We start from the raw sequence: 21,565 nt of genomic DNA, 5'->3' as shown, positions 1-21,565 counted from the left end.
GCCACCAGGCGGGCGGCGACCGACTCGTCCGGTCCGGGGGCGGCGGCTGCCAGGTACCAGGTCTGCAGTTCGCCCGAGCTCACCGCGGCCAGCCTCCGGTATACCTCCAGCCGCCGGACCGTGGCGCACTGCCCCAGCACCACCGGCCGCAGCACGGGATGCCGCAGCTCGCACGCGCCGACCCGCATCCGCACGAGTCCGGCCGCCTCGGCGGCGTCCAGATCGGCGGTGGTGAGTCCGTCGGACGCCAACGCCCGTTGCAGCAGCGGCCATTGCGGGGTCCGGCCGGCGGCGACGTACACCAACGCCTCCCGGCTGCGCGGCGGCAGCATCCGCAGCTGCCCGCGCCACGCACGCTCCACCAGCGGCCCGGGCGCCTCCCACGAGTCGTCCCACGGCTCCGCACCACCCGCACGGCTCCGGGCGAGCGCCGCGGCGTACTCGACCAGGACCAAGGGGTTGCCGTGCGCCAGCCGTACGATCCGGTCCGCCGCCGGATCCGAACGGTCGAGCGTATGGCGCCGCAGCAGGGTCCAGCACTCGTCGTCCGTCAGCGGCCCCAGCACGGCGTGCGGCAGGCTCTCCTGGCTCCCGTCCTCTTCCGGCCCGCTGCGCGCGGCCATGATCAGGGCCACTCGCTCGGTGGCCAGCCGCCGGGCCACGAACTGCAGGACCTGCCGGGACGACGGATCGGCCCAGTGCAGATCGTCGACGAGGACCAGCAGCGGCTGTGCCTCCCCGGCGGCGGCCAGCACGCCGAGCGCGCCCGCACACACCGCGTACGGGTTCGGCTCGGCGATGTCCGTGAGCGCCAGACAACCCTCCACGGCCCGCCGTTGGGCCGACGGCAGCTCGCCGAAGTGGTGGCGGAGCGGCAGCAGTACGTCGGCGAGCACCGCGTACGGCAGCACCGCCTCCGACTCCACTCCGCGGGCCCACAGCACCCGGGCGTCCCGGCGGCGGGCGGCGGCGTGGCGCAGCACCATGCTCTTGCCGATCCCCGGTTCCCCGCTCAGCAGCAGCGCACCGCCCCGCCGGGGCAGGGCGTCCACCAGACCGGCCACCAGGTCGCGTTCGGCGGTCCGGCCGACGAGGGGGACGGGGCCGGGGTGGTCGGGTGCGGTGGGACCGGGCTGGTCGGGCGCGGCGGGGCTGGGATGTTCTGGTGCGGGATGGTCGGGTGCGGCGGGAGGCACGACGCAGTACGGTCCGTGCGCGCCCGCGACCGCACACCCGTCCCCATCCAGGTCGACCGGCACTCCGGTGATCGCTGTCTCGTTCATGACGCCCCCGTATCCCGCCGCTCCCCAGCGGCGGTCCGTCATATCGCCAGGGTGCCCCCGGAAAGGTGATCGGCGTGGGCGGTCCCGACGGTCCTACGGCGGCCTCCGTACGGTCCGGCCGGGCGGTGAGCCTCGGGCGCGTAGGACGTGCCATGTGCATCAGGCCGGGTGGCGCGGCGGATGGCGTAGGGGTTCCGGACAGACGTGCCGCCGGAGCACGCCATGGCGCAAGTTCGGGGCGGAAGTAGGGAGTTCCCCGAAGCCGTGGCGCGAGGGCCCGTCAATACTCGCCTGTCCTGAGAGCGGAAAGGGGCACGGGATGGCTGAGCAGGGACAGTTCCGGCGGGTGATCACCAACCTCACGCACGGCGGGCACGCGATCCTCGACAGTGCGGACGAGGCGGAGAAGACCGCCCAGACCCAGGAGGGCCTGAGCACCCGCAGCACGGTGGTGCAGGAGTCCACCGACATCGCGGCACATGTGGGCACCACTTCCTTCGACTTCCTGTTCCCCGACCTCGCCAAGAAGTTCCCGGCCGAGCACCTGCCGCAGGGCAAGCAGGTCGCCACCGTCGTCCGTGCCCTGCTCGACCTGGGCGCGGCCATGGTGGAGACCCCGGACGAGGTGCGCGACCCGGAGCTCAACTCGCCGATCCCGGCGATCTACACGTACTGGGGCCAGTTCCTCGACCACGATCTGACGGCCGCCACCGACCGCGATCTGGGCATCAACATCACCGACGAGAAGCTGCCGCCCATAGCGCCGGACAAGGTGGTCGAGAAGCTGCAGAACCTGAGGATGTCGGCGCTGAACCTCGACTCGGTCTATGGCGACGGGCCGTTCGCGCCCCCGGCCGTGGGCAAGGTCGCCGTTCCCTACGACGGGATCAAGTTCCGGCTGGGCCTGCTGGCGCCGGTTCCCGCCGCTGCGGGCGCGGCCATCCCTCCGGTCGCCGACACCCAGCGTGATCTGCCGCGTGATGACCAGCGCGCCCCGCTCATCGGCGACACACGCAACGACGAGAACCTCGTGGTGGCCCAACTGCATGTGGCGTTCCTGCGGTTCCACAACGCGGCGGTCGACTGGGTGCGGGACCACGAGCCCGAGTTCGAGTCGGACGCCGAGGTCTTCCGACGGGCCAGGGACCTCACCCGGTGGACCTACCAGTGGTTGTGCGTGCACGACTATCTGCGCACCGTGGCACGCCCCGACGTCGTCGACCGGGTGGACACCGCGGAGGGCAACCTGCTCGAACTGGACCGTCGTGGCACCTACATGCCGGTCGAGTTCGCCGTCGCGGCCTTCCGCTTCGGCCACAGCATGGTGCGCGGTGCCTACGACTGGAACCGCAACTTCGGCCGCCCCGGCGACAGGTCTCCCGTGGCGACCCTGAACGAACTCTTCCAGTTCACCGGCAAGGGCGGTTTCGCCGGCCAGCTGACGACGCTCCCGTCGAACTGGCCCGCGGAGTGGGACCGGATGGTCGACAAGAACAGCCAGTTCGCCAACCGCTTCGCCCGGCTCATCGACACCAGGCTCGCGCCCCCGCTCGCCGATCTGCGCGGCGAGGGCAATGACCCCGGTCTGGCCGACCGGCTCAAGAAGCTGCTCAAGCACCTCGCCCAACGCAATCTCCTGCGCGGATACCGCCTCGCGGCTCCCACCGGCCAGGCAGTGGCCGAGGCGCTCGGCGTCACCCCCCTCAGCCGCACCGAACTCGAGCAGGACAGCAGCGACGGGGTCAAGAAGGCCCTGGAGGCGGGTGGCCTGTTCGACCGGACCCCGCTGTGGTTCTACCTGCTGAAGGAGGCCGAGGTGAAGGAGCTCGGCCGGCGGCTCGGCGAGGTCGGCAGCCGCATCGTCGCCGAGACCGTCATCGGTCAGATCCGCAACGACCCCGGTTCGTACGTCAACCGCACGAGCTGGAGCCCCGCGCAGGGCGTCCTGCTCCCGAACGGCCGTCCCGTCCGCACGATCGCCGACTTCCTCCGCTTCGCCGGCGTCCTCTGACCCCGGAGGCCACCTCACAGCGTCCATCGGCGCCCCACAGCGCCCGCGTCTGATCTCTGACCCCAAGGCGCCAACTCGTGCCCCCCCACGGCGCCCACCTGTGCCCCCGCGCCCCCGCCGACCCGTGCCGTCGGGGGCCGCACAGGTCCGGCGCAGGGAATTCCCCGAAGCGCCGGCCACGGCACCCGGTTCCACCCCGTCACCCTCCGAGGAGCATCCGCGCATGGACATACCAGAACAGCAGCAGAGCATGGCGCAGCGGTACCGGGACACGGCCAAGCAGCGCGAGGACATCCGGCGTCGGCAGGCGGAGACCGGCGTCCCCTTCGTCGTCGACAGCGAGGAGCAACTGCGCGCCCGCGCGGAGCGGCTGTTGAGCAAGGGCGAGGTCGACCCGGAGCTGCTGGCGCCGGTGCCGACCGACGGGGGCCCGGTGCTTCCGGCCGGCGTACCCGAACGGATCCTGGGCGCCGCGAGCGAGCTGCAGAGCGTCAACTTCCTTGCCCGTGGGGCGCGTGCGGCACGCGCGGTCGCCCGCATCTCCATCATCGACAACGGACGGCGGGCCGGGTTCGGCACCGGGTTCCTCGTGGGCGAGCGGCTGCTGCTCACCAACAACCATGTGCTGCCCGACGTGGCGACGGCGACCGGGTCGTTCGCGGAGTTCGACCTCGAATCCGACGTCGACGGCGTGCCCAAGCCGGTCGCCGTCTACGACCTGGCCCCTGACGCCCTGCTCGTCACCGACGCCCGGCTCGACTACACCCTCGTCGCGGTCGCGGCCGGTGCCGACGGGAGGTTGCCCGGCGCGGTGCACGGCTCGCTGAAGCTGATCGCCCAGCAGGGGAAGATCGTCATCGGTGAGCCGGTGAACGTCGTCGGCCATCCTGACGCGCGGCCGAAAGAGATCGCCGTCCGCGACAACGCCCTGCTCAACCAGTTGCCCCAGTTCCTGCACTACCGCACGGACACCGAGCCCGGTAACTCCGGTTCGCCCGTCTTCAACGACCAGTGGGAGGTCGTCGCGCTGCACCACGCCGGCGTGCCCGACCCGGACGGCGAAGGCTGGATCGCCAACGAGGGCGCACGCGTCAGCGCCATCCTGCGGCATCTCGCCCTGGTCCAGCTGCCACCCCAACAGAAGCTGCTGCTCGCCGAGTTGGGCCCGCAGTCGGTGCCGAGTGAGGCGGCGCTGAGCGCAGGTGGCGTCCCGGCTCCGGCACCCCTGCCCGCCCAAGCCGAGGCCGGTGCGGTTGCTCTTCAGCGGCGCGGTGTCATAGGGCGGCCCGGCGCCGGCCGGCGCGTCGTGTTCCTGCACGGCCGTGGACAGGAGGGCCGCGATCCCGCCGCGCTGCGCGCCGCATGGTGCGGAAGCCTGGCCATCGGGCTGGCGGCGGCGAACCTCGCTCCGATCGAGGCCGCCGATGTCTGGTTCCCCTACTACGGCCATGCGTTGACCGCTGTTGGCCGCGAATCGGTCGCCGTCGACACGGCCACGAACCCGGCCGAGGCATACGCGCCCGTCGAACCCGGCGCTCGCGCGGTGTACGCCGCACTGCTGGCCGACGCCGCCAAGGCCGCCGGGATGCCCGCGTCGGAGCGGGAGCCCGTGCCTGCCGAGGAGTCGAGGCTGTTCGGCGGAGTGGTCGCCGCACTGCAGAAGCCACTGTCCTGGATCGCGGCGCGCAGCGGGCTCGACGACGTGGTGATCGCGACGGTGTTCCGCGACGTCGCGGCCTACCTCGACGACAAGCCGGTACGCGACGCGGTGCTCGACGCCGTCCTGGCCGACATGCCCGACGACGGCGAGATCGTGCTGGTCGCCCACAGCCTCGGCACGGTCGTCGCGCTCGACCTGTTCACCCGGCTGCACCGGCGGGCCTCGGTGCCGGTGCTGGTGACCGCGGGCAGCCCCCTCGGACTCGACGCCGTGTACCGGCGGCTGCTGGCAGGGGGACCCGTCCGGCCCGATCAAGTCGGCGTGTGGATCAACGCGTGGGCGGCGGGGGACGCCGTCGCCATCGGCTGTCCGCTCGGCGACACCTGGACGGGGGTCCGCGATGTGCTCTGCGCCAACCGGAAGGACCGGGCGCACGACATCACGCAGTACCTCGCCGACGCCCGGCTCGCAGGCGAGATCGGCCGCGCCGCCCGCCCGTAGCCGGCGTCACGCCACCGGGCTGTCCCAACGGACGTGCACGGCCGAGGGCTTACGGAAGAGCAGGCCGCTGGGTGCGGTGGATGCGGCGGCGTCGAGGCGCAGTCCGGGCAGACGGTCGAGGAGCGTGAGGAGGCAGACGCGGGTCTCCAGCCGGGCGAGATGGGCGCCCAGGCAGAAGTGCGGGCCGTGGGCGAAGGCCAGCTGGAGACGGGAGTTGGTGCGTCGCAGGTCGAAACGGTCGGGGTCCGGGAAGACCTCGGGGTCACGGTTGGCGGCGGCGAGCGAGACGACCACGAGATCCCCGTGGCGTACCTCGGCCCCGCCGATCGTCACATCGGCGGTGGCGTAGCGGTCGACGACCGCCGCGGCGGGTTCCAGGCGCAGCGACTCCTCGATCGCCGCGTCGACCAGGCCCGGATCGGCCCGCAGCAGCGCGAGTTGACCGGGCTCGGACAGCAGGTGCAGTACCGCGTTGGCGATCATGCCCTCGGTGGTCTCGATGCCGCCGAACAGCAGCACGGCGGCGTTGGCGACCACCTCCGGCAGCTTCAGCCTCTCGGCGGCCGCGACCAGCAGCGACGTATCGACACCGGCGGTGACCGTCGCCTCGACGCTGTCTCTCAACTCGTCGAAGGCCGCCGCTCCGGCAGGAGTCGCGGGCCGTCCCGCGGTGATGTCGGAGACCGCGCCCACGATGGCGTCGTACCAGGACAGCACCGCCTTGGCGTCGGCGTCGACCAGTCCCAGGGACTCGGCGACGACGGCGACGGCCAGGGGCCCGGCCACCTCCCGCCGCAGCTCGGCGCGGCCCCGCGGCCGGACCGTCTCCACGAGCCGGGCCGCTTCGTCCGCCACGAACCCGGCGAACCGCTCCCGCACATCTCGCGGGCGGAACGGATCGGTGAAGGGAGCGCGGTGCCGCGCGTGCTCGGCGCCTTCCAGGGAGAGCATGCTGGGCCCGACCACCCGGGCGGTGGAGAAACGCGGGTCGTCCACGGTGAAGGTGTCCGCGTCGCGCATCACCCGCAGCGCGAGATCCCGCCGGGTCACCAGCCAGCCGCCCAGCGCGGGGAGCCAGGAGACCGGCTCGTGGGCACGCAGCAGGGCCAGCCTGGGGTGGGGGTCTGCCTCCAGCTCGGCGAGCGTGGTCGCGGAGCCGAGCGGAAAGCGTTCTGCTGTCACCATGGGAGCTGCCCTGTTCCTGTACCTCTACGTGGAGTTCCGGCTCCAGCATCGTCTCAGGAGGCCGCCATGCCCGAGCCGTCCGTCCTCGCTTCGCTGGTGTCCGGGCTGCGGAGCGGCTCGATCGAGGTCGTCGATCTGACGTCGCCGCTGTCGTCGTCGACACCGGTGATCCAGCTGCCGCCCGAGTTCGGCCAGACCGCGGTGTTCGCACTGGAGGAGATCAGCCGGTACGACGACCGGGGACCGGCGTGGTACTGGAACAACTTCCGCAGCGGCGAGCACACCGGCACCCACTTCGACGCACCGAACCATTGGGTCACCGGCAAGGACCTCGCGGACGTGGCCTCGGTGCCGGCGGGGCGGCTGATCGCACCGGCGGCCGTGCTGGACTTCACCGCTGAAGCGGACGCCGACCCGGACTTCCTCGTCGAAGTGGACCATGTGAAGGCCTGGGAGGCGGAGAACGGCTCGTTGCCCGACGGCGGTTGGCTGCTGCTGCGCACCGGCTGGGACGCCCGCTCGGACACCCAGGAGGCCTTCCTCAACGCGGACGAGAACGGTCCGCACACCCCCGGCCTGTCGCCGGAATGCGCTCGCTGGGTGGCCGAGGAGTCCCCGGTGATCGGCCTCGGCGTCGAGACGGTGGGCACCGACGCCGGAGGCGCCCACTCCTTCGACCCGATGTTCCCGTGCCACTCCTATCTCATGGGCAGCGACAAGTACGGGCTCACCCAGCTGCGGAATCTGGCCGCGCTGCCGCCGACCGGCGCCGTCGTCATCGCGGGCCCCTTGCCCATCGTCACCGGCTCGGGGGCTCCCGCGCGGGTGCTCGCGCTGGTGGAGCGTTGATGAATGTCGCGGAGGCGGTCGGCCGGGCGCTGGTGGCGGCCGGGGTCGAGCAGGTCTTCGGCGTGGTGGGGTCGGGCAACTTCCACCCGACCAACGCCATGGTCGCGGCGGGCGCGCGGTTCGTCGCCGCACGCCATGAGGGCGGCGCGGCGACCATGGCCGACGCGTACGCGCGGATGAGCGGCACGGTCCCGGCGCTGAGCGTGCACCAGGGGCCCGGCCTGACGAACGCGGTCACCGGGATCGCCGAGGCGGCCAAGAGCCGTACGCCCCTCGTCGTGCTCGCGGCAGAGGTGACCGAGCCGAAGTCGAACTTCTACGTGGACCAGGAGGCACTGGCACACGCCGTCGGCGCGGTCACGGCGCGGATCACGTCCGCCGAGGACGCGGTCGAGCAGGCCTGCGCGGCCGTACGGCGGGCCCTGCACGAGCGCCGCACCGTCCTGCTCAACCTCCCCCTTCCGGTGCAGGCCCTGGACGTGCCGGACGGCGCCTTGGCGCAGGCCGCCGCGCCACCGGAACGAGCGCCGGTCGAACCGTCGGCGGCCGAAGTGACCGCGCTGGCACGGCTGTTGGAGCAGGCCCGGCACCCGGTGTTCGTCGCCGGGCGGGGAGCACGCGGTCCCGGCGGCCGGGACGCCCTCGAAGCGCTCGCCGAGCGCCACGGCGCACTGCTCGCGACTTCGGCCGTCGCCCGCGGCCTGTTCCACGGCAACCCCTGGTCGCTCGACGTGTCCGGAGGCTTCGCGTCCCCCGCGGCCGCCGAACTGATCCAGGGCGCGGACCTGATCGTCGGCTGGGGCTGCGCGCTGAACATGTGGACCATGCGGCACGGCCGGCTGATCGGCCCGGAGGCGACGGTCGTCCAGGTCGACGACGACGCGTCCGCGCTCGGCGCACACCGGGCACTCGACCTCGGCGTCACCGGCGATGTGACACGCACGGCACGGCTCGTGCTCGCCGCGGGCGGTGGACCACGGCAGGGCTACCGCACCCCCGAGGTCGGCGCGGACATCGCCGCACGCGTGCGCTGGCGGGACGTGCCGTACGAGGACACGAGCGGCCGTGACCGGATCGACCCGCGGACGCTGAGCATCGCGCTCGACGACATCCTCCCCGGCGAGCGGGTCGTCGGCGTGGACTCCGGCAACTTCATGGGCTACCCCAGCATGTACCTGTCGGTGCCCGACCAGCACGGCTTCTGCTTCACCCAAGCGTTCCAGTCGATCGGCCTGGGGCTGGCCACCACGATCGGCGCGGCGCTGGCCCGGCCGGACCGGCTTCCCGTGGCCGCGCTCGGGGACGGCGGCGCGCTGATGGGCGCCGCCGACCTCGACACGGTCCGCCGGCTCGGGCTGCCGATGGTGGTCGTCGTCTACAACGACGACGCGTATGGAGCGGAGGTGCACCACTTCGGGCCCGGAGGACACCCGCTCGGCCTGGTCGAGTTCCCGCCGACGGACATCGCCGCCGTGGCGCGCGGGTACGGCTTCGAGGCGGTCACCGTGCGCTCGCGGGCGGACCTGAAGGCCGTAGCGGACTGGGTGGCCGGGCCACGCTCCGCCCCGCTGCTCATCGACGCCAAGGTGGTCCGGGATCACGGGTCCTGGTGGCTGGAGGAGGCGTTCCGGGGGCACTGAAGACACAGAAGCCGCGCGGCAGCACGAAGGCTCCCGCGCGGCAACGTCCAGTCAGGACGACTGGGCGGTCTGGTACAGGTTCTGCGCGTCCGCGCCGAAGACCGGCCCGTACATCGCGTTCGGCAGGAAGTTGTACTTGAAGCTGTTCACCGAGGACTGCAGACCGGTGCCGGTCGCCTCGTCGAACTGGGTGAACCAGGGGCCTCCGCTGGAGCCGCCGGTCATGTTGCAGGTCATGCCGTGGTCGCTGGACAGCAGGAAGTCGCGGTAGGTGGTCCCGCTGCAGTAGATGAACTTCTCGCCGTCGTAGGGGGCGGCGGCGGGGAAGCCGAAGGCGTACATCGCCTTGTTGTAGCCGGTGTTGAAGGCCAGGCCCTGGCCGCCGACGACATCGGTCAGGCTCTTGCCGTCGAGCGGGGCGACCACGGCCGCGCCCACGTCGTAGTTGATGTCCTCACTGGCCGTCCACTGCGGCGTGGACAGCGTCTTGGATGCCGACCACCTGCCGTACGGTGCCTGTCCGTCGTGGTACCCGGGCACGAACACCCAGTTGGTGTGCCAGGAACCCTCCAGCTTCACACAGTGGCCGGCGGTCATCACCGTGCTCTTGTTGGCGCTGGTGACGGCGTTGCCGGAGCAGGACGCGGTGCGGCCCTGGTAGGTGAAGAAGACCCGGCCCGCGGTCTTCACCACGGCCCCGCCGCCGGTCCAGGCGCTACCGGCGTTGGGGATGGCCAGGGTTCCGACGGGGGAGGCCGGGGCGCTCGGCGCGACGACGGACTTCTTGCCCTGGCGCGGGGTCGAGGCTGTCACGTCGGAGCGGTCGACGGACAGGACGTCGAGCGGGACGGCCTGCCGCATCCGCGCCGGGGTCCAGAAGTCACGGGCGCTTTCCTGCGCCGCGAGGGGCACCGCTCCCGGTTCCGGGGTGGCGGCACCGGCCGGGGCGGCGGTGACACCCGTGGCCAGGAGGGCGGCGACGCCGGCCAGCGCGCCGAGGACGGTGCGCCGGACGCGGGCGCCGCCGGATATGCGGAATCTGCCTATCACGCGGTCTCCTTCTGCGGTGGGGGGACGACCGGGCGGTGGGGACCATCCGCCCGGGTGGGCAGGGGTGTTACTGCGTGCGCAGTTCAACGCAGCGTGCCACCAAGAAGCGGCGTCTGGGCAGGTGCACGCCATAACCATGGCCGAAAATCCACAAAGTCCGCATGGATCAGGCCTTGGCACCGCCCCGGACCACGAGCTTCCGCAGCAGCGGCCACACCAGCAGCAGCACGACCACCGCGTAAACGGTCACCGCGAACGGCGTGTTGACCAGCCCCGACACACTGCCGTCGCTGATCTGCAGGGCACGCCGCAGCTGTTGCTCGGCGTTCGGGCCGAGGATCACGCCGATGACGGCCGGCAGGATCGGCAGGCCGTAGCGCCGCATACCGAACCCGATCAGCCCGATGACCAGCAGGGTGACCAGGTCGATCACCTCACCGCCGACCGCGTACGCGCCGACCATCGCGAAGAACAGGATCCCCGCGTAGAGGTACGGCCGCGGAATGCGCAGCAGCTTCGCCCACAGCGGCGCCAGGGGCAGGTTGAGCGCGAGCAGCAGCACCATGCCGACGAACAGCGAGGCGATCAGGCCCCACACCAGCTCCGGTTCGCGCTCGAACAGCAGCGGCCCGGGCTGGATGCCGTACTGCTGGAACGCGGCCAGCATCACCGCGGCGACCGCCGTCGTCGGCAGGCCCAGCGTCAGCATCGACACCAGCGTGCCCGCCGCCGAGGCCGACGCCGCCGACTCCGGTCCCGCGACGCCCTCGATGGCGCCCTTGCCCCACTCGTCCTTGTGCTTCGACAGCCGTTTCTCGGTGACGTACGACAGGAAGGTGGGGATCTCCGCGCCGCCCGCCGGAATCGCGCCGAACGGGAAGCCGATGAACGGGCCGCGCAGCCACGACTTCCACGTCCGCCGCACATCCCCGCGGCCCAGCCACGGGCGGCCCACCGGAATCGGCTCGCCCGGATTGCGCCGCAGATGCGCCGCGACCCACAGCGCCTCGCCGATCGCGAAGAGACCCACCGCCACGATCACCACGTCGATGCCGTCGGCGAGTTGGAGCGAACCGAAGGTGAGACGCTGCTGCCCGGTCATCTGATCCAGGCCCACCAGGCCGAGCGTCAGGCCGATCAGCAGGGAGGCGAGACCCCGGATCCGGGACGAGCCGAGGACCGACGTCACGGCGATGAACGCCAGCACCATGATGGCGAAGTAGTCCGGAGCGCCGATGTCCACGGCCAGGTCGGCCACCGTCGGCGCCAGCGCCACCAGCAGGATCGTGCCGATCAGGCCGCCCGCGAAGTGACCGATGGCGGCAGCCGCGAGAGCCTGCGAGCCACGCCCCGACTTGGCCATGGGGTTGCCCTCCATGGCCGCGACCACGGCGGCACTCTCACCGGGCGTGTTGAGCAGGATCGAGGTGGTGGAGCCGCCGAACATCGCGCCGTAGTAGATCCCCGCGAACATGATGAACGCGGCGATCGGATCGAGCCCGTACGTCACCGGCAGCAGCAGCGCGACCGCCATCGCGGGCCCGATGCCGGGCAGCACTCCGATCGCGGTGCCGAGCAGCACACCGAGGGCCGCCCACAGCAGATTGACAGGAGTGAGGGCCGTACCGAAGCCGTCCAGAAGGGAGTTGAGGGCGTTCATGTCACAGCGCTCCCATCAGGGGGCCACCGGGCAGCGGCACTCCGAGCAGGTTGTTGAAGACGGCGTAGGTGACGAGGGAGAGCACGGCCGCGATGAGCGGGTCGCGGTCGATACGGCGGCTGCCGAGGGCGAAGGCGGCGCCCCAGAACAGCAGCGCGCCCGCGGCGGGGAACCCCAGCGGCTCGATGAGGACGGCGGCACCGAGGAACACCCCGGCGAGCAACAACACCGTGCGCCCGTCGGCGGGTTCGGACAGGTCGATGTCCTCGCCGGTCTCCGCCTGGCCACGGCCGCCGCGCAGCACGTCCACGGCGAGAAGCGCGGCGATCACGAGAAGCCCGATGCCGACGACGATCGGCACGGTCTTCGGGCCGACGGGACCGCGCTGGGCGATGTCCACGTCCATGGTGAGCGCGTCGGTCAGCACCAGCACGCCGAGCGCCAACAGCAGGGCGCAGACGCCGAGTTCGGAGTGCTCGCGCAGCCACGAGCGCCGCTCGGCCGGCTCGGCGAGGGGAGTATCCGTCTGCGTCGTCACAGTCCCAGCTCCTTCAGCACCGACACCACGCGCTTGTCCTGGGCGTCCAGGAAGTCGCCGAACTCCTCGCCGGTCAGGAAGGCGTCCTCCCAGCCGTTCTGCTCCAGGGACTTCTGCCACTCGGGGGAGTCGTGGAGCTCCTCGAGAAGCCGGGTGAGCTTCTCGCGTTCGGCGGCGGACAGGCCGGGCGGGGCGACGATGCCGCGCCAGTTGGTGAAGTTCACGTCGTAGCCGGACTCCTTGAGCGTGGGCGCGTCCTTGAGCTCGTCGACGCGCTCCGGGCCGGTGACCGCGAGCACCCGCAGCTCGCCCGCCTTGATCTGGTCGAGGTACTCGCCGACGCCGGACACCCCGAAGCCGACCTTGTTGCCGAGGATCGAGGCGAGCAGCTCACCGCCGCCGTCGAAGGGGATGTAGTTGACCTCCTTCGGCGCGATGCCCGAGGCCCGCGCCATCAGCATCGGCGCGAGATGGTCGGGCCCGCCGGGCGAGGAGCCACCGCCGACCGGAAGCTTGCCCGGGGCGGCCTTCCAGGCCTTGATCAGCTCGTCGATCGTCTTGTACGGGGAGTCCTTGGCGACCACGACCACGTCCTGCTCCTCGGTGAGCCGGGCGATCGGGGTGGTGTCGGCGAGGGTCTTGGGCGCGTGGTTGGAGCGGGCCGCGCCCACGACCCCGAGCCCCATGGACATCGCCAGCTTGCCGTTGCCGTGCTCGCCCACCAGCCGGGTCAGTCCGACGGTGCCGCCGGCGCCGGGCAGGTTGAACACCTCGATGGAGTGCGTGAGTCCGGCGTCCTCGGCGTTCTTCGCGGCGGTCCGGGCGGTGATGTCGTAGCCGCCGCCGGGCGTGTTGGGGACCATGAAGCGCAGGCCCGGGATCTGCGTGCCGGTGTCGGAGCCGCTGCCGGTGGTCAGCAGCGGCGGTGCCACCAGGACCAGCACGGCGGCCCCGAGCAGGGCGAGCGGGGTGCGCAGACGCACGAGTGCCACCACCTGTCGGTCGATGCGGGTTTGTGGAGCGTGATGTGCGCCACATGGTGCACGGGCGGCGACGGCCTGTCTCGCTTCCGGAACCAACGGAGGTTTTGGTCTTTGTGTCAGCGGCGGGGCGGCGACGGATGTCTTCCCCCGCTCCCGGGCCGGCGCCATCATGGGGCCGTCCCGGCACCCGAAACCACCAGGTCAGAGATTGAGCAGGTCGTGGTCACCACCTTCCGTCGCCAGACCCTCGCGGGCGAGATGCTGGTGCTCCAACTCGCCATCGTCGTGGTGGTGTTGGTGGCAGTCGCCGCCGTTTCCCTTGCCCAGTCCGAGGCGACCTTCAACCGCGTCGAGGGCCGCCGTGTCGCCGCGCTCGCCGAGCAGCTGGCCGCCACGCCCCTGGTGCGCAGCCAGCTCACCCAGCCCCTGCCGCAGGAAGCCCTCGCCCCACTGGTGAACTCCATGCAGACCCAGTCCGGAGTCACCTCGGTGACCGTGGCCGACGCCGCAGGCCGGATCGTCAGCTCCACCAACGCCACGGTCATCGGCGACCGGCTGCCCCTCGGCGAGGGCGCCGCGGCGGGACGCGGCTGGTCGGGGCCGCTGACGCTCGACGGCAGCCACGAACTGGTGGCCCAGGTGCCCGTCCTCGGGGCGACCCGGCAGAACCTCGGCCGGCACCTCGGCACGGTGATGATCGGCGAGGCCGACCCGACCGTGTGGCAGCGCCTCAGCGGCGCGTCCTCCTACCTCCTCGCCTACCTGGGCATCGCGAGCTGCCTCGGCGTGGCCGGCTCCTGGCTGCTCGCCCGGCGCGTGAAACGGCAGACGCTCGGCCTGGAGCCACGTGAGATCGCCGGGCTGGCCGAACACCGCGAGGCCATGCTGTACGGCATCGCCGAGGGCGTGATCGCCCTGGACCCGGCGGCCCGGCTGACCCTCGTCAACGAGATGGGCCGGACCCTGCTCGACCTGCCCGAGGAGTGCGTGGGCCGGAGCCTGGACCAACTCGGCATCGAGGGACGGCTGCGGGACGTCCTCGCCGGGGCCACGCCCGACCAGCGGGACCAGGTCGTCGTACGCCACGGCCGGGTCCTGGTGATGAACCGGATGACCGTGACCAAGGACGGCCGTCTGCTCGGCTCCGTCACCACCTTGCGCGACCGCACCGAACTCGCCCGTCTGGAGCGGGAGATCGGTTCCTTCCGCAGTTCGTCGGAGCTGCTGCGCGCGCAGGCCCACGAGTTCGCCAACCAGCTGCACACCATCTCCGGGCTCATCCAGATCGGCGAACAGGACGAGGTGGTCCGCTACATCCGGGCCCTGAGCCGGCACCGGCAGTCGCTGGACATCACCCTCAGCCGCCGGGTCCGCGACACGGCCGTCGCCGCGCTGCTGACGGCGAAGGCGTCCCTCGCCGCTGAACGGAAGGTCACGCTGCGGATCTCGGACGACACCGCGCTCGACCGGCTCACCCCGGAGGACGCCGCCGACGTGGCGACCGTGGTCGGCAACCTCGTCGACAACGCCGTGGACGCCGCGGCGCACGACGGCGGACGCTGGGTCGAGGTCGGTCTGCGGCAGGACGCCTCCAGTGTGGAGATCGTCGTACGGGATTCAGGTCCCGGCGTGGCACCGGAACTCGCCCAGGAAGTGTTCCAGCACGGCTTCACCACCAAGGCCGCCCAGGAGGGCGAGCGCGGCATAGGCCTGGCGCTGACCCGGCTGGTCTGCGAACGTCACGGCGGTGAGATCTCGGTGACCAACACCCCCGACGGGGCCATGTTCACCGCGCGCATGACCGTCAGCCACCTCACCGACGCGGTGGCGGAAGGAGCGACATGACCGACGACCCGAATCGGATAGGCGTCCTCATCGTCGACGACGACTTCATGGTGGCCAGAGTCCATCGCACCTTCGTCGAACGCGTCCCGCCCTTCACCGTCGTCGGCGTCGCCACCACCGGCGAGGAGGCTATCGCCGCCGTCGACGCACTCCGCCCGGACGTCGTCCTGCTCGACCTCTACCTGCCCGATGTCTTCGGCCTCGACGTCATCCCCCGGCTGCGCACCGCCGGCCACGACTGCGACATCATCGTGATCAGCGCCGCGCGGGAGGGCGACACGGTACGCCGTGCCGTGCGCCGCGGCGTCGTCGACTACCTGCTGAAACCGTTCGAGTTCCAGGACCTGCGCTCCCGACTCGAGCGGTACGCCGCCCAGCGCGGCCGGCTGCTCACCACGGTCGTCCGCAGCCAGGCCGACGTGGACCGGGTCATGGCCGGAGGCACCGCACCGGTGCCGGCGGTCAGCCCGCTGCCCAAGGGCATGAGCGTGGAGACCGCCGAACTCATCGAGCGCACCCTCCGCGACTGCGCCGGCACCCTGTCCGCCTCCGAGTGCGCGACCCTGACCGGTGTCTCCCGGGTGAGCGCCCGACGCTACCTGGAGTACTTCCACACCACCGGCCATGCGGAGGTCTCCCTGCGCTACGGCGCGGCAGGGCGTCCCGAACGCCGCTACCGGTTCCGTGGGCAGCCCGCTGTCATGCGGTGAGTTCCTTGCGGATGCGGTCCAGCATGAACGCCGAGGAGTCGCGGGCCCGTTCCTCCCAGGCGAAGACGCAGGACGTGGCGACGCCGTCGAAGCCGAGTTCGCGCAGGGTGCCGAAGAAGGCGTCCCAGTCGACCTCGCCCTGGCCGATGTCGAGGTGCTGGTGGATACGGGCCGGGGTGCCGGGCGGGTTGAGGATGTAGCGCAGGCCCGACGAACCCTTGTGGTTGAAAGAGTCCGCGATGTGCACGTGCTGGAGCTTGTCGCCCGCGTAGCGCATCATCGCCGCGATGTCGGCCGTGGGGTCGGCTCCCGAGAGGTGGAAGGTGTGCGGGGCGCAGTACAGGTAGTTCACCCAGGGCTTGTTGATGGCGCGGACGAGATCGACGGCCGGGGTGTTCTCCTCGCAGAAGTCGTCCGGGTGCGCTTCCAGGTTGAGGGCGATGCCCTCGCGTTCGAAGAGCGGCAGCAGCTCCTCCAGCGAGCGCCAGAACGCGGCCTCGCTCTCGGTGGCGCGCTCCGGGCGGCCGTTGAACTCGCTGTTCATCAGCGGGCATTCGAGGTCGGCGGTGATCTCGATCATCCGCTTCCAGTAGCGGACGGCGGCCTGCCGCTCGGTCTCGTCGGGCGAGGACCACTTGTACAGCGGCAGCACGGAGGAAAGCTGGACGCCGTGGGCGCGCAGGGAGTTCTTCAGCTCCGCGATCCGCTCGTCGTCCGCCCGCGGATGCACGAAGAACGGCATGAAGTCGTCGCGCGGCGACAACTCGATGTACTCGTAGCCGAGTTCGGCGACGGTGCGCACCATCTCGTCGATGGGGAGCGCACGGAGCATGTACGGGTCGAGGGCGATCTTCATACGGCGCCTCCGTAGAGGGTCGGGCGGGGCTTGAGGTCCGTGGCGACGACGCGGCCCGACTCCAGGGCCTCGACGGTCGCGCTGGTGATGACGGTGGCGGCGTAGCCGTCCCACGCGGACGGGCCGTTGGGCTCGGTACCGGACGCGACCGCGGCGATCCACTCACGGAACTCGGTGTCGAAGGCGTCGGCGAACCGGCCCACCCAGTCCGTGAGCACCTCCGTGCTGTGCCGTCCCGCGCCGCGCACACCGACCGCGGCCGGGTCGGGCAGCCGGACGAGCCCCTCCTCGCCGACCGCCTCGCACTGGATGTCGTAGCCGTACTGGCAGTTGACGAAGACCTCCAGGTCGATACGGACACCCTTGGCGGTCTCGAAGAGCATGATCTGCGGGTCTTTCAGGTGGGCGAACCGCTTGCTCGTGGCGCGCGGGGTGACCACCTGCGTGGAGACGATCTCGTCGTCGAGCAGCCAGCGCAGTACGTCCACCTCGTGCACCGCCGTGTCCAGGGCGGCCATGGAGGAGATGTACGACTCCGGGACGGTCGGGTTGCGGTGGGCGCAGTGCACGATCAGCGGCTCACCGATCCGGCCCGCGTCGATGACCTGCTTCATCTGCCGGTATCCGGCGTCGTAGCGGCGCATGAAACCGACCTGGACCAGGCGGCGGCCGTGTGCCGTCTCCGCCTCGATGATCTTCAGACAGTCCTCGGCGGTCGTCGCGAGGGGCTTCTCGCAGAACACCGGCTTCCCCGCGGCTATCGCGTTCAGCACATGCTCGGCGTGGGTCGGACCCCAGGACGTCACGAGCACGGCGTCCACGTCGTCCGCCGCGATCAGCGCCGCGCCGTCGGGCACCACCCGGGCGCCGACCGGCGCCGCTGCCTCCGCGGCGCGGGCGGCGTCGATGTCCGTGACCGCGGTGACACGGGCTCCGGCGATGGTGTCGCTGAGGCGCCGGATGTGGTCGTTGCCGATCCAGCCGGCGCCGACGACTCCTACACGTACAGTCATGGTCGTTTCCTAACTAAGCGGTCTTGCGGAAGTCGGGTGCGGAACCGCGCCCCGCAAGGGGCGCGGGGCTGTGTTGAATCTGCGGCTACCGCCGCGTGGGCGCGACCAGCCCCCGCCGGCCCGCGGCGGAAGAACCGCATATCCAGCGGAGCGCCTAGGCGTAGCGCGCCCGGAGTTCGGCTTCGAGGGTTTCCAGTGAGCGGCCCTTGGTCTCGGGGACGTAGAGCTTCACGAAGGCGAGCGAGAAGATTCCCGCCACCACGAAGAGGAAGAAGGTATTGGAGATCCCGATCCCGGAGACCAGGGACGGGAAGACCAGGCCGATCGCGAAGTTGGTCAGCCACAGCACCACGGCCGCGACGCCCATCCCGAAGCCACGCATCCGCATCGGGAAGATCTCCGACAGCATCAGCCAGGTCACCGGCGAGATCGCGCCCTGCTGGAAGGCGAGGAAGGTGACCGTCATGGCGAGCACGGCATACGCCCGTCCGTCACCGGACGGCAGCACCAGGGAGAACACACCGATCAGCAACAGGGCCGCGGTCGTGCCGATCTGACCGGTCATCAGCATCGGGCGGCGGTTCACGCGGCTCAGCAGCCAGATACCGACGAAGGTGGCCAGCACCGAGATCACACCGTTGGCGATGTTCGCGGTCAGCGCGCTGTCGGCGGCGAAACCGGCATCGGTGAGGATCTGAGTGCCGTAGTACATGATCGTGTTGACGCCGGTGATCTGCTGCACGATCGCGATGCCGAAGCCGACGAACATCAGTTTGCGGATCCACGGGGTGGCCTTCATGTCCTGCCAGCCGCCGAGCTTCTCCTGCTCCTCCTTGACCGCGAGCGCGGACACCTCGGCCAGCTCGGCCTCCGCCCGCTGCTGCGAACGCACCTGTTTGAGCACCTCGAGGGCCTCGCCGAAGCGTGTCTTGGAGGCGAGCCACCGCGGGCTCTCCGGCATGACCAGCATGCCGAACCACAGCACCACGGCCGGGATCGTGGCGATCACCAGCATCCAGCGCCAGACACCGCCGGACTCGCCGCCCACCCGGGCGATGATCGCGTTCGAGGTGAACGCCAGCAACTGGCCGCTGACGATCATGAGTTCGTTCCGTGTCACCAGCGCGCCGCGCCGCTCGGCGGGGGAGATCTCCGCGAGATACACGGGCACGGTCACCGAGGCGCCGCCGACCGCGAGGCCCAGCACGAACCGGGCCACGACCATGACCGCGGTGGTGGGCGCGAGCGTGCAGCCGAGCGCACCGACGAAGAACAGCACCGCGAGAACGAGGATCGTACGGCGCCGTCCCCGCGCGTCCGACAGCCGCCCGCCGGCCACCGCGCCCAGGGCCGCGCCCAGCAGCAGCGAGCTGGTGACCATGCCCTCGGTGACCGCGGTCAGGCCCAGATCGTCCGTCATGTAGGGCAGCGCACCGTTGATGACACCGGTGTCGTAGCCGAAGAGCAGTCCGCCGAAGGTGGCGATGACCGTGATGAGCCGCAGCCTGCGGGAGACCGCCGGCGGAGCGTCGTCCACCGGCGTGACGGCTGCTGTGATCGCGTCGTTCCTGACGTCCATGGCAGCCCCTTACCGGTTGACGGCCGGACGTCGGGTACCGGACAGACCGCACCCGAACAGATGCTCACGCGTGCTCACCGCGATGGGCAGCGGCACCTCGTGAGCGCACGGGTACAGGTCCTGCTCGACGATCACGAACAACTCCGCGTCCAGCTTCGCCAGTTCGGCCACGACATCCGCGGGCTTCGGCACACCGGCGGGCGGCGACACGCACACCCCGCGCTTGACGGCCTCACCGAAGGGGAGATCCTCCGCGGCGACCTGAGCGAGGATCTCCGGGTCCATCTGCTTGATGTGCACGTAGCCGACGCGCTCGCCGAACCGGCGGATCAGATCGAGGTTGTCGCCGCCGCCGTAGGCGACGTGCCCGGTGTCCAGGCACAGGTTGGTATACCGGGAGTCCGACTCGTTGAGCAGCCGCTCGATCTCCGGCTGCGTCTGGACGTGGCTGTCGGCGTGCGGATGGACGACGAGCCGTACGTCGTACTCGTCGAGCAGCAGCTTCCCGAGCCGGTCGGCGGCCTTGCCGAACCCGGCCCACTGCTGGGCGGTCAGCTCGGGCGACTCCGTGAACGCGCCGGTCTTCTCGTCCCGGTACATCGGCGGGATGAGCACCAGGTGGTGGGCGCCCGCGGCGGCGGTCAGCGTCGCGACCTGGCGGACGTGCGCGAGCATCTCGTCCCAGACCTCGGGCCGGTGCAGTGCGCCGAAGGCGGTGCCGCCGGAGACCCGCAGACCGCGGGCGTCGAGTTCCTCCTTCAGCCGCTGGGGATCGGTGGGGAGGTAGCCGTACGGGCCGAGTTCGAGCCACTGGTAGCCGGCCGCGGCCAGCTCGTCGAGGAAGCGGGTGTACGACACCTGGTGCTCGTCCTCGGGGAACCAGACGCCCCAGGAGTCGGGGGCGGAGCCCAGGCAGAGGTTGCCTGCGGAGGTGCGGAGCGAGGATGGCGCCGTTGCCATGGCGGTGCCTTTCGATGGGGGCATCGAGATGTGCTGTCGCGCGCTACTAGCGCGCTCTAGTGCGAGTACGATGACCCCTGTCCAAATGTCATGTCAATAGCTTGTTGCCGGGGGATTTCGCGGCAGACGTAAGGTGGCCGCGTCGAAGGGTGGGTTCACAGGTGGATGCAGCGGGCAAGCAGCGGCCCACGATGGCGGACGTCGCCAAGAAGGCGGGTGTCTCCCGGGCGCTGGTCTCCATCGTGTTCCGCAACCAGCCGGGGGCCAGCGAGGAGACGCGGCAGCGGGTGCTGCGGGTCGCCGACGAGATCGGCTACCGGCCCGACTCCGCGGCCCGGCTGCTGGCGCGCGGGCGCAGCCGCACGCTCGGCGTGATGTTCACCGTGCACCAGACCTTCCACACGGACCTCATCGAGGGCATCTACCCGGAGGCCGAACGGCTCGGCTACGACGTGCTGCTCTCCGCGGCCTCCGAGAGCCGCAGCGAGGCGAAGGCGATCGAGGCGCTGCTCGCCCACCGCTGCGAGGCACTGATCGTGCTCGGCCCCGACGCCGAGGCCGCCTACCTCAACGAACTCGGACAGCGTGCGGTGACCGTCTCGGTCAGCCGGCGCGTCCCCCATGCCCGCGTGGACTTCGTGCACTCGGCCGAGGGCAAGGGCGTACGGCAGGCCATGGAGCACCTCCTCGAACTGGGGCACCGTCGCATCGTGCACATCGACGGCGGCCGCGGTCCCGGCTCGGCCGAGCGGCGGCGGGCCTACCGGGCGGCGATGCGGCGCCACGGGCTGGAGTCCGAGGCGAGGGTGATCCCCGGGCATCACACGGAACAGTCGGGCATCGAGGCGGGCCGGCTGCTGCTGGCGGAACGGGAGCGCGACGTTCCGCTGCCGACGGCGGTCCTCGCGGGCAACGACCGTTGCGCGCTGGGGCTGTTGATGCCGCTGACGCGGGCCGGCGTCGAGGTCCCGCGCGATCTGTCCGTCGTCGGGTACGACGACAGCCACCTCTCCCATCTGATGCCGGTCGGCCTGACCACCGTCCGTCAGGACGCGATGCTCATGGCGGAGCACGCGGTGCGGTTCGCGGTGGAGCGGCTGGAGAAGCCCGAACTCGAGCCGCGTGAAGCGGTGTTGGACTGCAAGCTGGTGGTACGGGGGACCAGCGGGCCGGTACCGGAGGAGCGGGGCTGAGTCACCGCACCCGGCCGGCACCGCCACCGCGATGCCGGCCGGTCACCTG

General features: G+C 71.3%; 17 protein-coding genes. 7 read left to right on the top strand and 10 right to left on the bottom strand.

What is annotated here, in order from left to right:
* Window positions 1–1,325, bottom strand: a 1,325-nt coding sequence (locus AB0I98_RS40980; RefSeq protein WP_362950815.1) for an ATP-binding protein, incomplete at its 3' end; no start/stop codon positions are given.
* Window positions 1,326–1,602: 277 nt separating this feature from the next.
* Here AB0I98_RS40980 and AB0I98_RS40975 point away from each other — a divergent pair.
* Together AB0I98_RS40975 and AB0I98_RS40970 are read left to right on the top strand one after the other, a co-directional pair.
* Window positions 1,603–3,294: a heme peroxidase family protein gene (locus AB0I98_RS40975; protein WP_362950814.1), complete on the top strand. Its 1,692-nt coding sequence runs from the start codon at window positions 1,603–1,605 to the stop codon at window positions 3,292–3,294.
* Window positions 3,295–3,517: 223 nt separating this feature from the next.
* Complete coding sequence (locus AB0I98_RS40970) at window positions 3,518–5,455, top strand: serine protease (RefSeq protein WP_362950813.1); 1,938 nt, start codon at window positions 3,518–3,520, stop codon at window positions 5,453–5,455.
* Window positions 5,456–5,461: 6 nt separating this feature from the next.
* On the opposite strand, the gene AB0I98_RS40965 is transcribed toward AB0I98_RS40970, so the two are convergent.
* Window positions 5,462–6,640 (bottom strand): cytochrome P450, encoded by a 1,179-nt coding sequence (locus AB0I98_RS40965; RefSeq protein WP_362950811.1) that lies wholly within the window; start codon window positions 6,638–6,640, stop codon window positions 5,462–5,464.
* A 66-nt stretch (window positions 6,641–6,706) separates the two neighbouring features.
* On the opposite strand from AB0I98_RS40965, the gene AB0I98_RS40960 reads away from it, so the two are divergent.
* Window positions 6,707–7,489 (top strand): cyclase family protein, encoded by a 783-nt coding sequence (locus tag AB0I98_RS40960; RefSeq protein WP_362950809.1) that lies wholly within the window; start codon window positions 6,707–6,709, stop codon window positions 7,487–7,489.
* Window positions 7,489–9,129: a thiamine pyrophosphate-binding protein gene (locus tag AB0I98_RS40955; RefSeq protein WP_362950808.1), complete on the top strand. Its 1,641-nt coding sequence runs from the start codon at window positions 7,489–7,491 to the stop codon at window positions 9,127–9,129. Before AB0I98_RS40960 ends, AB0I98_RS40955 begins: the two co-directional genes overlap by 1 nt.
* A gap of 51 nt (window positions 9,130–9,180) precedes the next feature.
* On the opposite strand, the gene AB0I98_RS40950 is transcribed toward AB0I98_RS40955, so the two are convergent.
* The 4 genes from AB0I98_RS40950 to AB0I98_RS40935 all read right to left on the bottom strand — a co-directional run bounded on the left by AB0I98_RS40950 (window position 9,181) and on the right by AB0I98_RS40935 (window position 13,360).
* Complete coding sequence (locus AB0I98_RS40950; RefSeq protein ID WP_362950805.1) at window positions 9,181–10,179, bottom strand: peptidase; 999 nt, start codon at window positions 10,177–10,179, stop codon at window positions 9,181–9,183.
* Between the two features lie 166 nt (window positions 10,180–10,345).
* Window positions 10,346–11,839, bottom strand: coding sequence for a tripartite tricarboxylate transporter permease (locus AB0I98_RS40945; protein ID WP_362950803.1), 1,494 nt, complete (start codon window positions 11,837–11,839; stop codon window positions 10,346–10,348).
* Between the two features lies 1 nt (window position 11,840).
* Entirely contained in the window at window positions 11,841–12,377 is a 537-nt protein-coding gene (locus AB0I98_RS40940) for a tripartite tricarboxylate transporter TctB family protein (RefSeq protein ID WP_362950802.1), read from the bottom strand.
* Window positions 12,374–13,360, bottom strand: a complete 987-nt coding sequence (locus AB0I98_RS40935; protein ID WP_362950819.1) for a tripartite tricarboxylate transporter substrate binding protein — start codon at window positions 13,358–13,360, stop codon at window positions 12,374–12,376. Before AB0I98_RS40935 ends, AB0I98_RS40940 begins: the two co-directional genes overlap by 4 nt.
* Before the next feature lie 219 nt (window positions 13,361–13,579).
* Between AB0I98_RS40935 and AB0I98_RS40930 the strand changes: the two genes are divergently transcribed.
* Together AB0I98_RS40930 and AB0I98_RS40925 are read left to right on the top strand one after the other, a co-directional pair.
* Window positions 13,580–15,205, top strand: coding sequence for an ATP-binding protein (locus tag AB0I98_RS40930; protein WP_362950800.1), 1,626 nt, complete (start codon window positions 13,580–13,582; stop codon window positions 15,203–15,205).
* Window positions 15,202–15,915, top strand: coding sequence for a response regulator (locus tag AB0I98_RS40925; RefSeq protein WP_362950799.1), 714 nt, complete (start codon window positions 15,202–15,204; stop codon window positions 15,913–15,915). The genes AB0I98_RS40930 and AB0I98_RS40925 overlap by 4 nt, the downstream gene beginning before the upstream one ends.
* Here AB0I98_RS40925 and AB0I98_RS40920 read toward each other — a convergent pair.
* From AB0I98_RS40920 to AB0I98_RS40905, 4 genes are all read right to left on the bottom strand, one after another.
* Window positions 15,905–16,771: a sugar phosphate isomerase/epimerase gene (locus AB0I98_RS40920; protein WP_362950797.1), complete on the bottom strand. Its 867-nt coding sequence runs from the start codon at window positions 16,769–16,771 to the stop codon at window positions 15,905–15,907. The two genes, AB0I98_RS40925 and AB0I98_RS40920, sit on opposite strands and share 11 nt — an antisense overlap.
* The gene (locus AB0I98_RS40915; protein ID WP_362950796.1) at window positions 16,768–17,784 is read right to left on the bottom strand and encodes a Gfo/Idh/MocA family oxidoreductase; all 1,017 of its coding nucleotides are present in this window, start codon (window positions 17,782–17,784) and stop codon (window positions 16,768–16,770) included. Before AB0I98_RS40915 ends, AB0I98_RS40920 begins: the two co-directional genes overlap by 4 nt.
* A 154-nt stretch (window positions 17,785–17,938) precedes the next feature.
* Complete coding sequence (locus AB0I98_RS40910) at window positions 17,939–19,363, bottom strand: sugar porter family MFS transporter (RefSeq protein ID WP_362950795.1); 1,425 nt, start codon at window positions 19,361–19,363, stop codon at window positions 17,939–17,941.
* 9 nt (window positions 19,364–19,372) lie between these two features.
* On the bottom strand, window positions 19,373–20,323 hold the full coding sequence (locus AB0I98_RS40905) for a TIM barrel protein (RefSeq protein ID WP_362950793.1): 951 nt from the start codon (window positions 20,321–20,323) through the stop codon (window positions 19,373–19,375).
* A gap of 191 nt (window positions 20,324–20,514) precedes the next feature.
* Here AB0I98_RS40905 and AB0I98_RS40900 point away from each other — a divergent pair, with 191 nt between their 5' ends.
* On the top strand, window positions 20,515–21,516 hold the full coding sequence (locus AB0I98_RS40900) for a LacI family DNA-binding transcriptional regulator (RefSeq protein ID WP_362950817.1): 1,002 nt from the start codon (window positions 20,515–20,517) through the stop codon (window positions 21,514–21,516).
* Window positions 21,517–21,565 lie beyond the last annotated feature (49 nt).

Source organism: Streptomyces sp. NPDC050211 (assembly GCF_040656035.1).
GTDB lineage: Bacteria > Actinomycetota > Actinomycetes > Streptomycetales > Streptomycetaceae > Streptomyces.
Note: the sequence above shows the minus strand (reverse complement) of the source record. Positions and strands in the feature narration are given on the sequence as shown.

Coding starts and splice junctions, on each gene's coding strand:
- AB0I98_RS40975 (WP_362950814.1), top strand. CDS start 1,603: ATGGCTGAGCAGGGACAGTTCCGGCGGGTGATCACCAACCTCACGCAC.
- AB0I98_RS40970 (WP_362950813.1), top strand. CDS start 3,518: ATGGACATACCAGAACAGCAGCAGAGCATGGCGCAGCGGTACCGGGAC.
- AB0I98_RS40965 (WP_362950811.1), bottom strand. CDS start 6,640: ATGGTGACAGCAGAACGCTTTCCGCTCGGCTCCGCGACCACGCTCGCC.
- AB0I98_RS40960 (WP_362950809.1), top strand. CDS start 6,707: ATGCCCGAGCCGTCCGTCCTCGCTTCGCTGGTGTCCGGGCTGCGGAGC.
- AB0I98_RS40955 (WP_362950808.1), top strand. CDS start 7,489: ATGAATGTCGCGGAGGCGGTCGGCCGGGCGCTGGTGGCGGCCGGGGTC.
- AB0I98_RS40945 (WP_362950803.1), bottom strand. CDS start 11,839: ATGAACGCCCTCAACTCCCTTCTGGACGGCTTCGGTACGGCCCTCACT.
- AB0I98_RS40925 (WP_362950799.1), top strand. CDS start 15,202: ATGACCGACGACCCGAATCGGATAGGCGTCCTCATCGTCGACGACGAC.
- AB0I98_RS40920 (WP_362950797.1), bottom strand. CDS start 16,771: ATGAAGATCGCCCTCGACCCGTACATGCTCCGTGCGCTCCCCATCGAC.
- AB0I98_RS40915 (WP_362950796.1), bottom strand. CDS start 17,784: ATGACTGTACGTGTAGGAGTCGTCGGCGCCGGCTGGATCGGCAACGAC.
- AB0I98_RS40910 (WP_362950795.1), bottom strand. CDS start 19,363: ATGGACGTCAGGAACGACGCGATCACAGCAGCCGTCACGCCGGTGGAC.
- AB0I98_RS40905 (WP_362950793.1), bottom strand. CDS start 20,323: ATGGCAACGGCGCCATCCTCGCTCCGCACCTCCGCAGGCAACCTCTGC.
- AB0I98_RS40900 (WP_362950817.1), top strand. CDS start 20,515: ATGGCGGACGTCGCCAAGAAGGCGGGTGTCTCCCGGGCGCTGGTCTCC.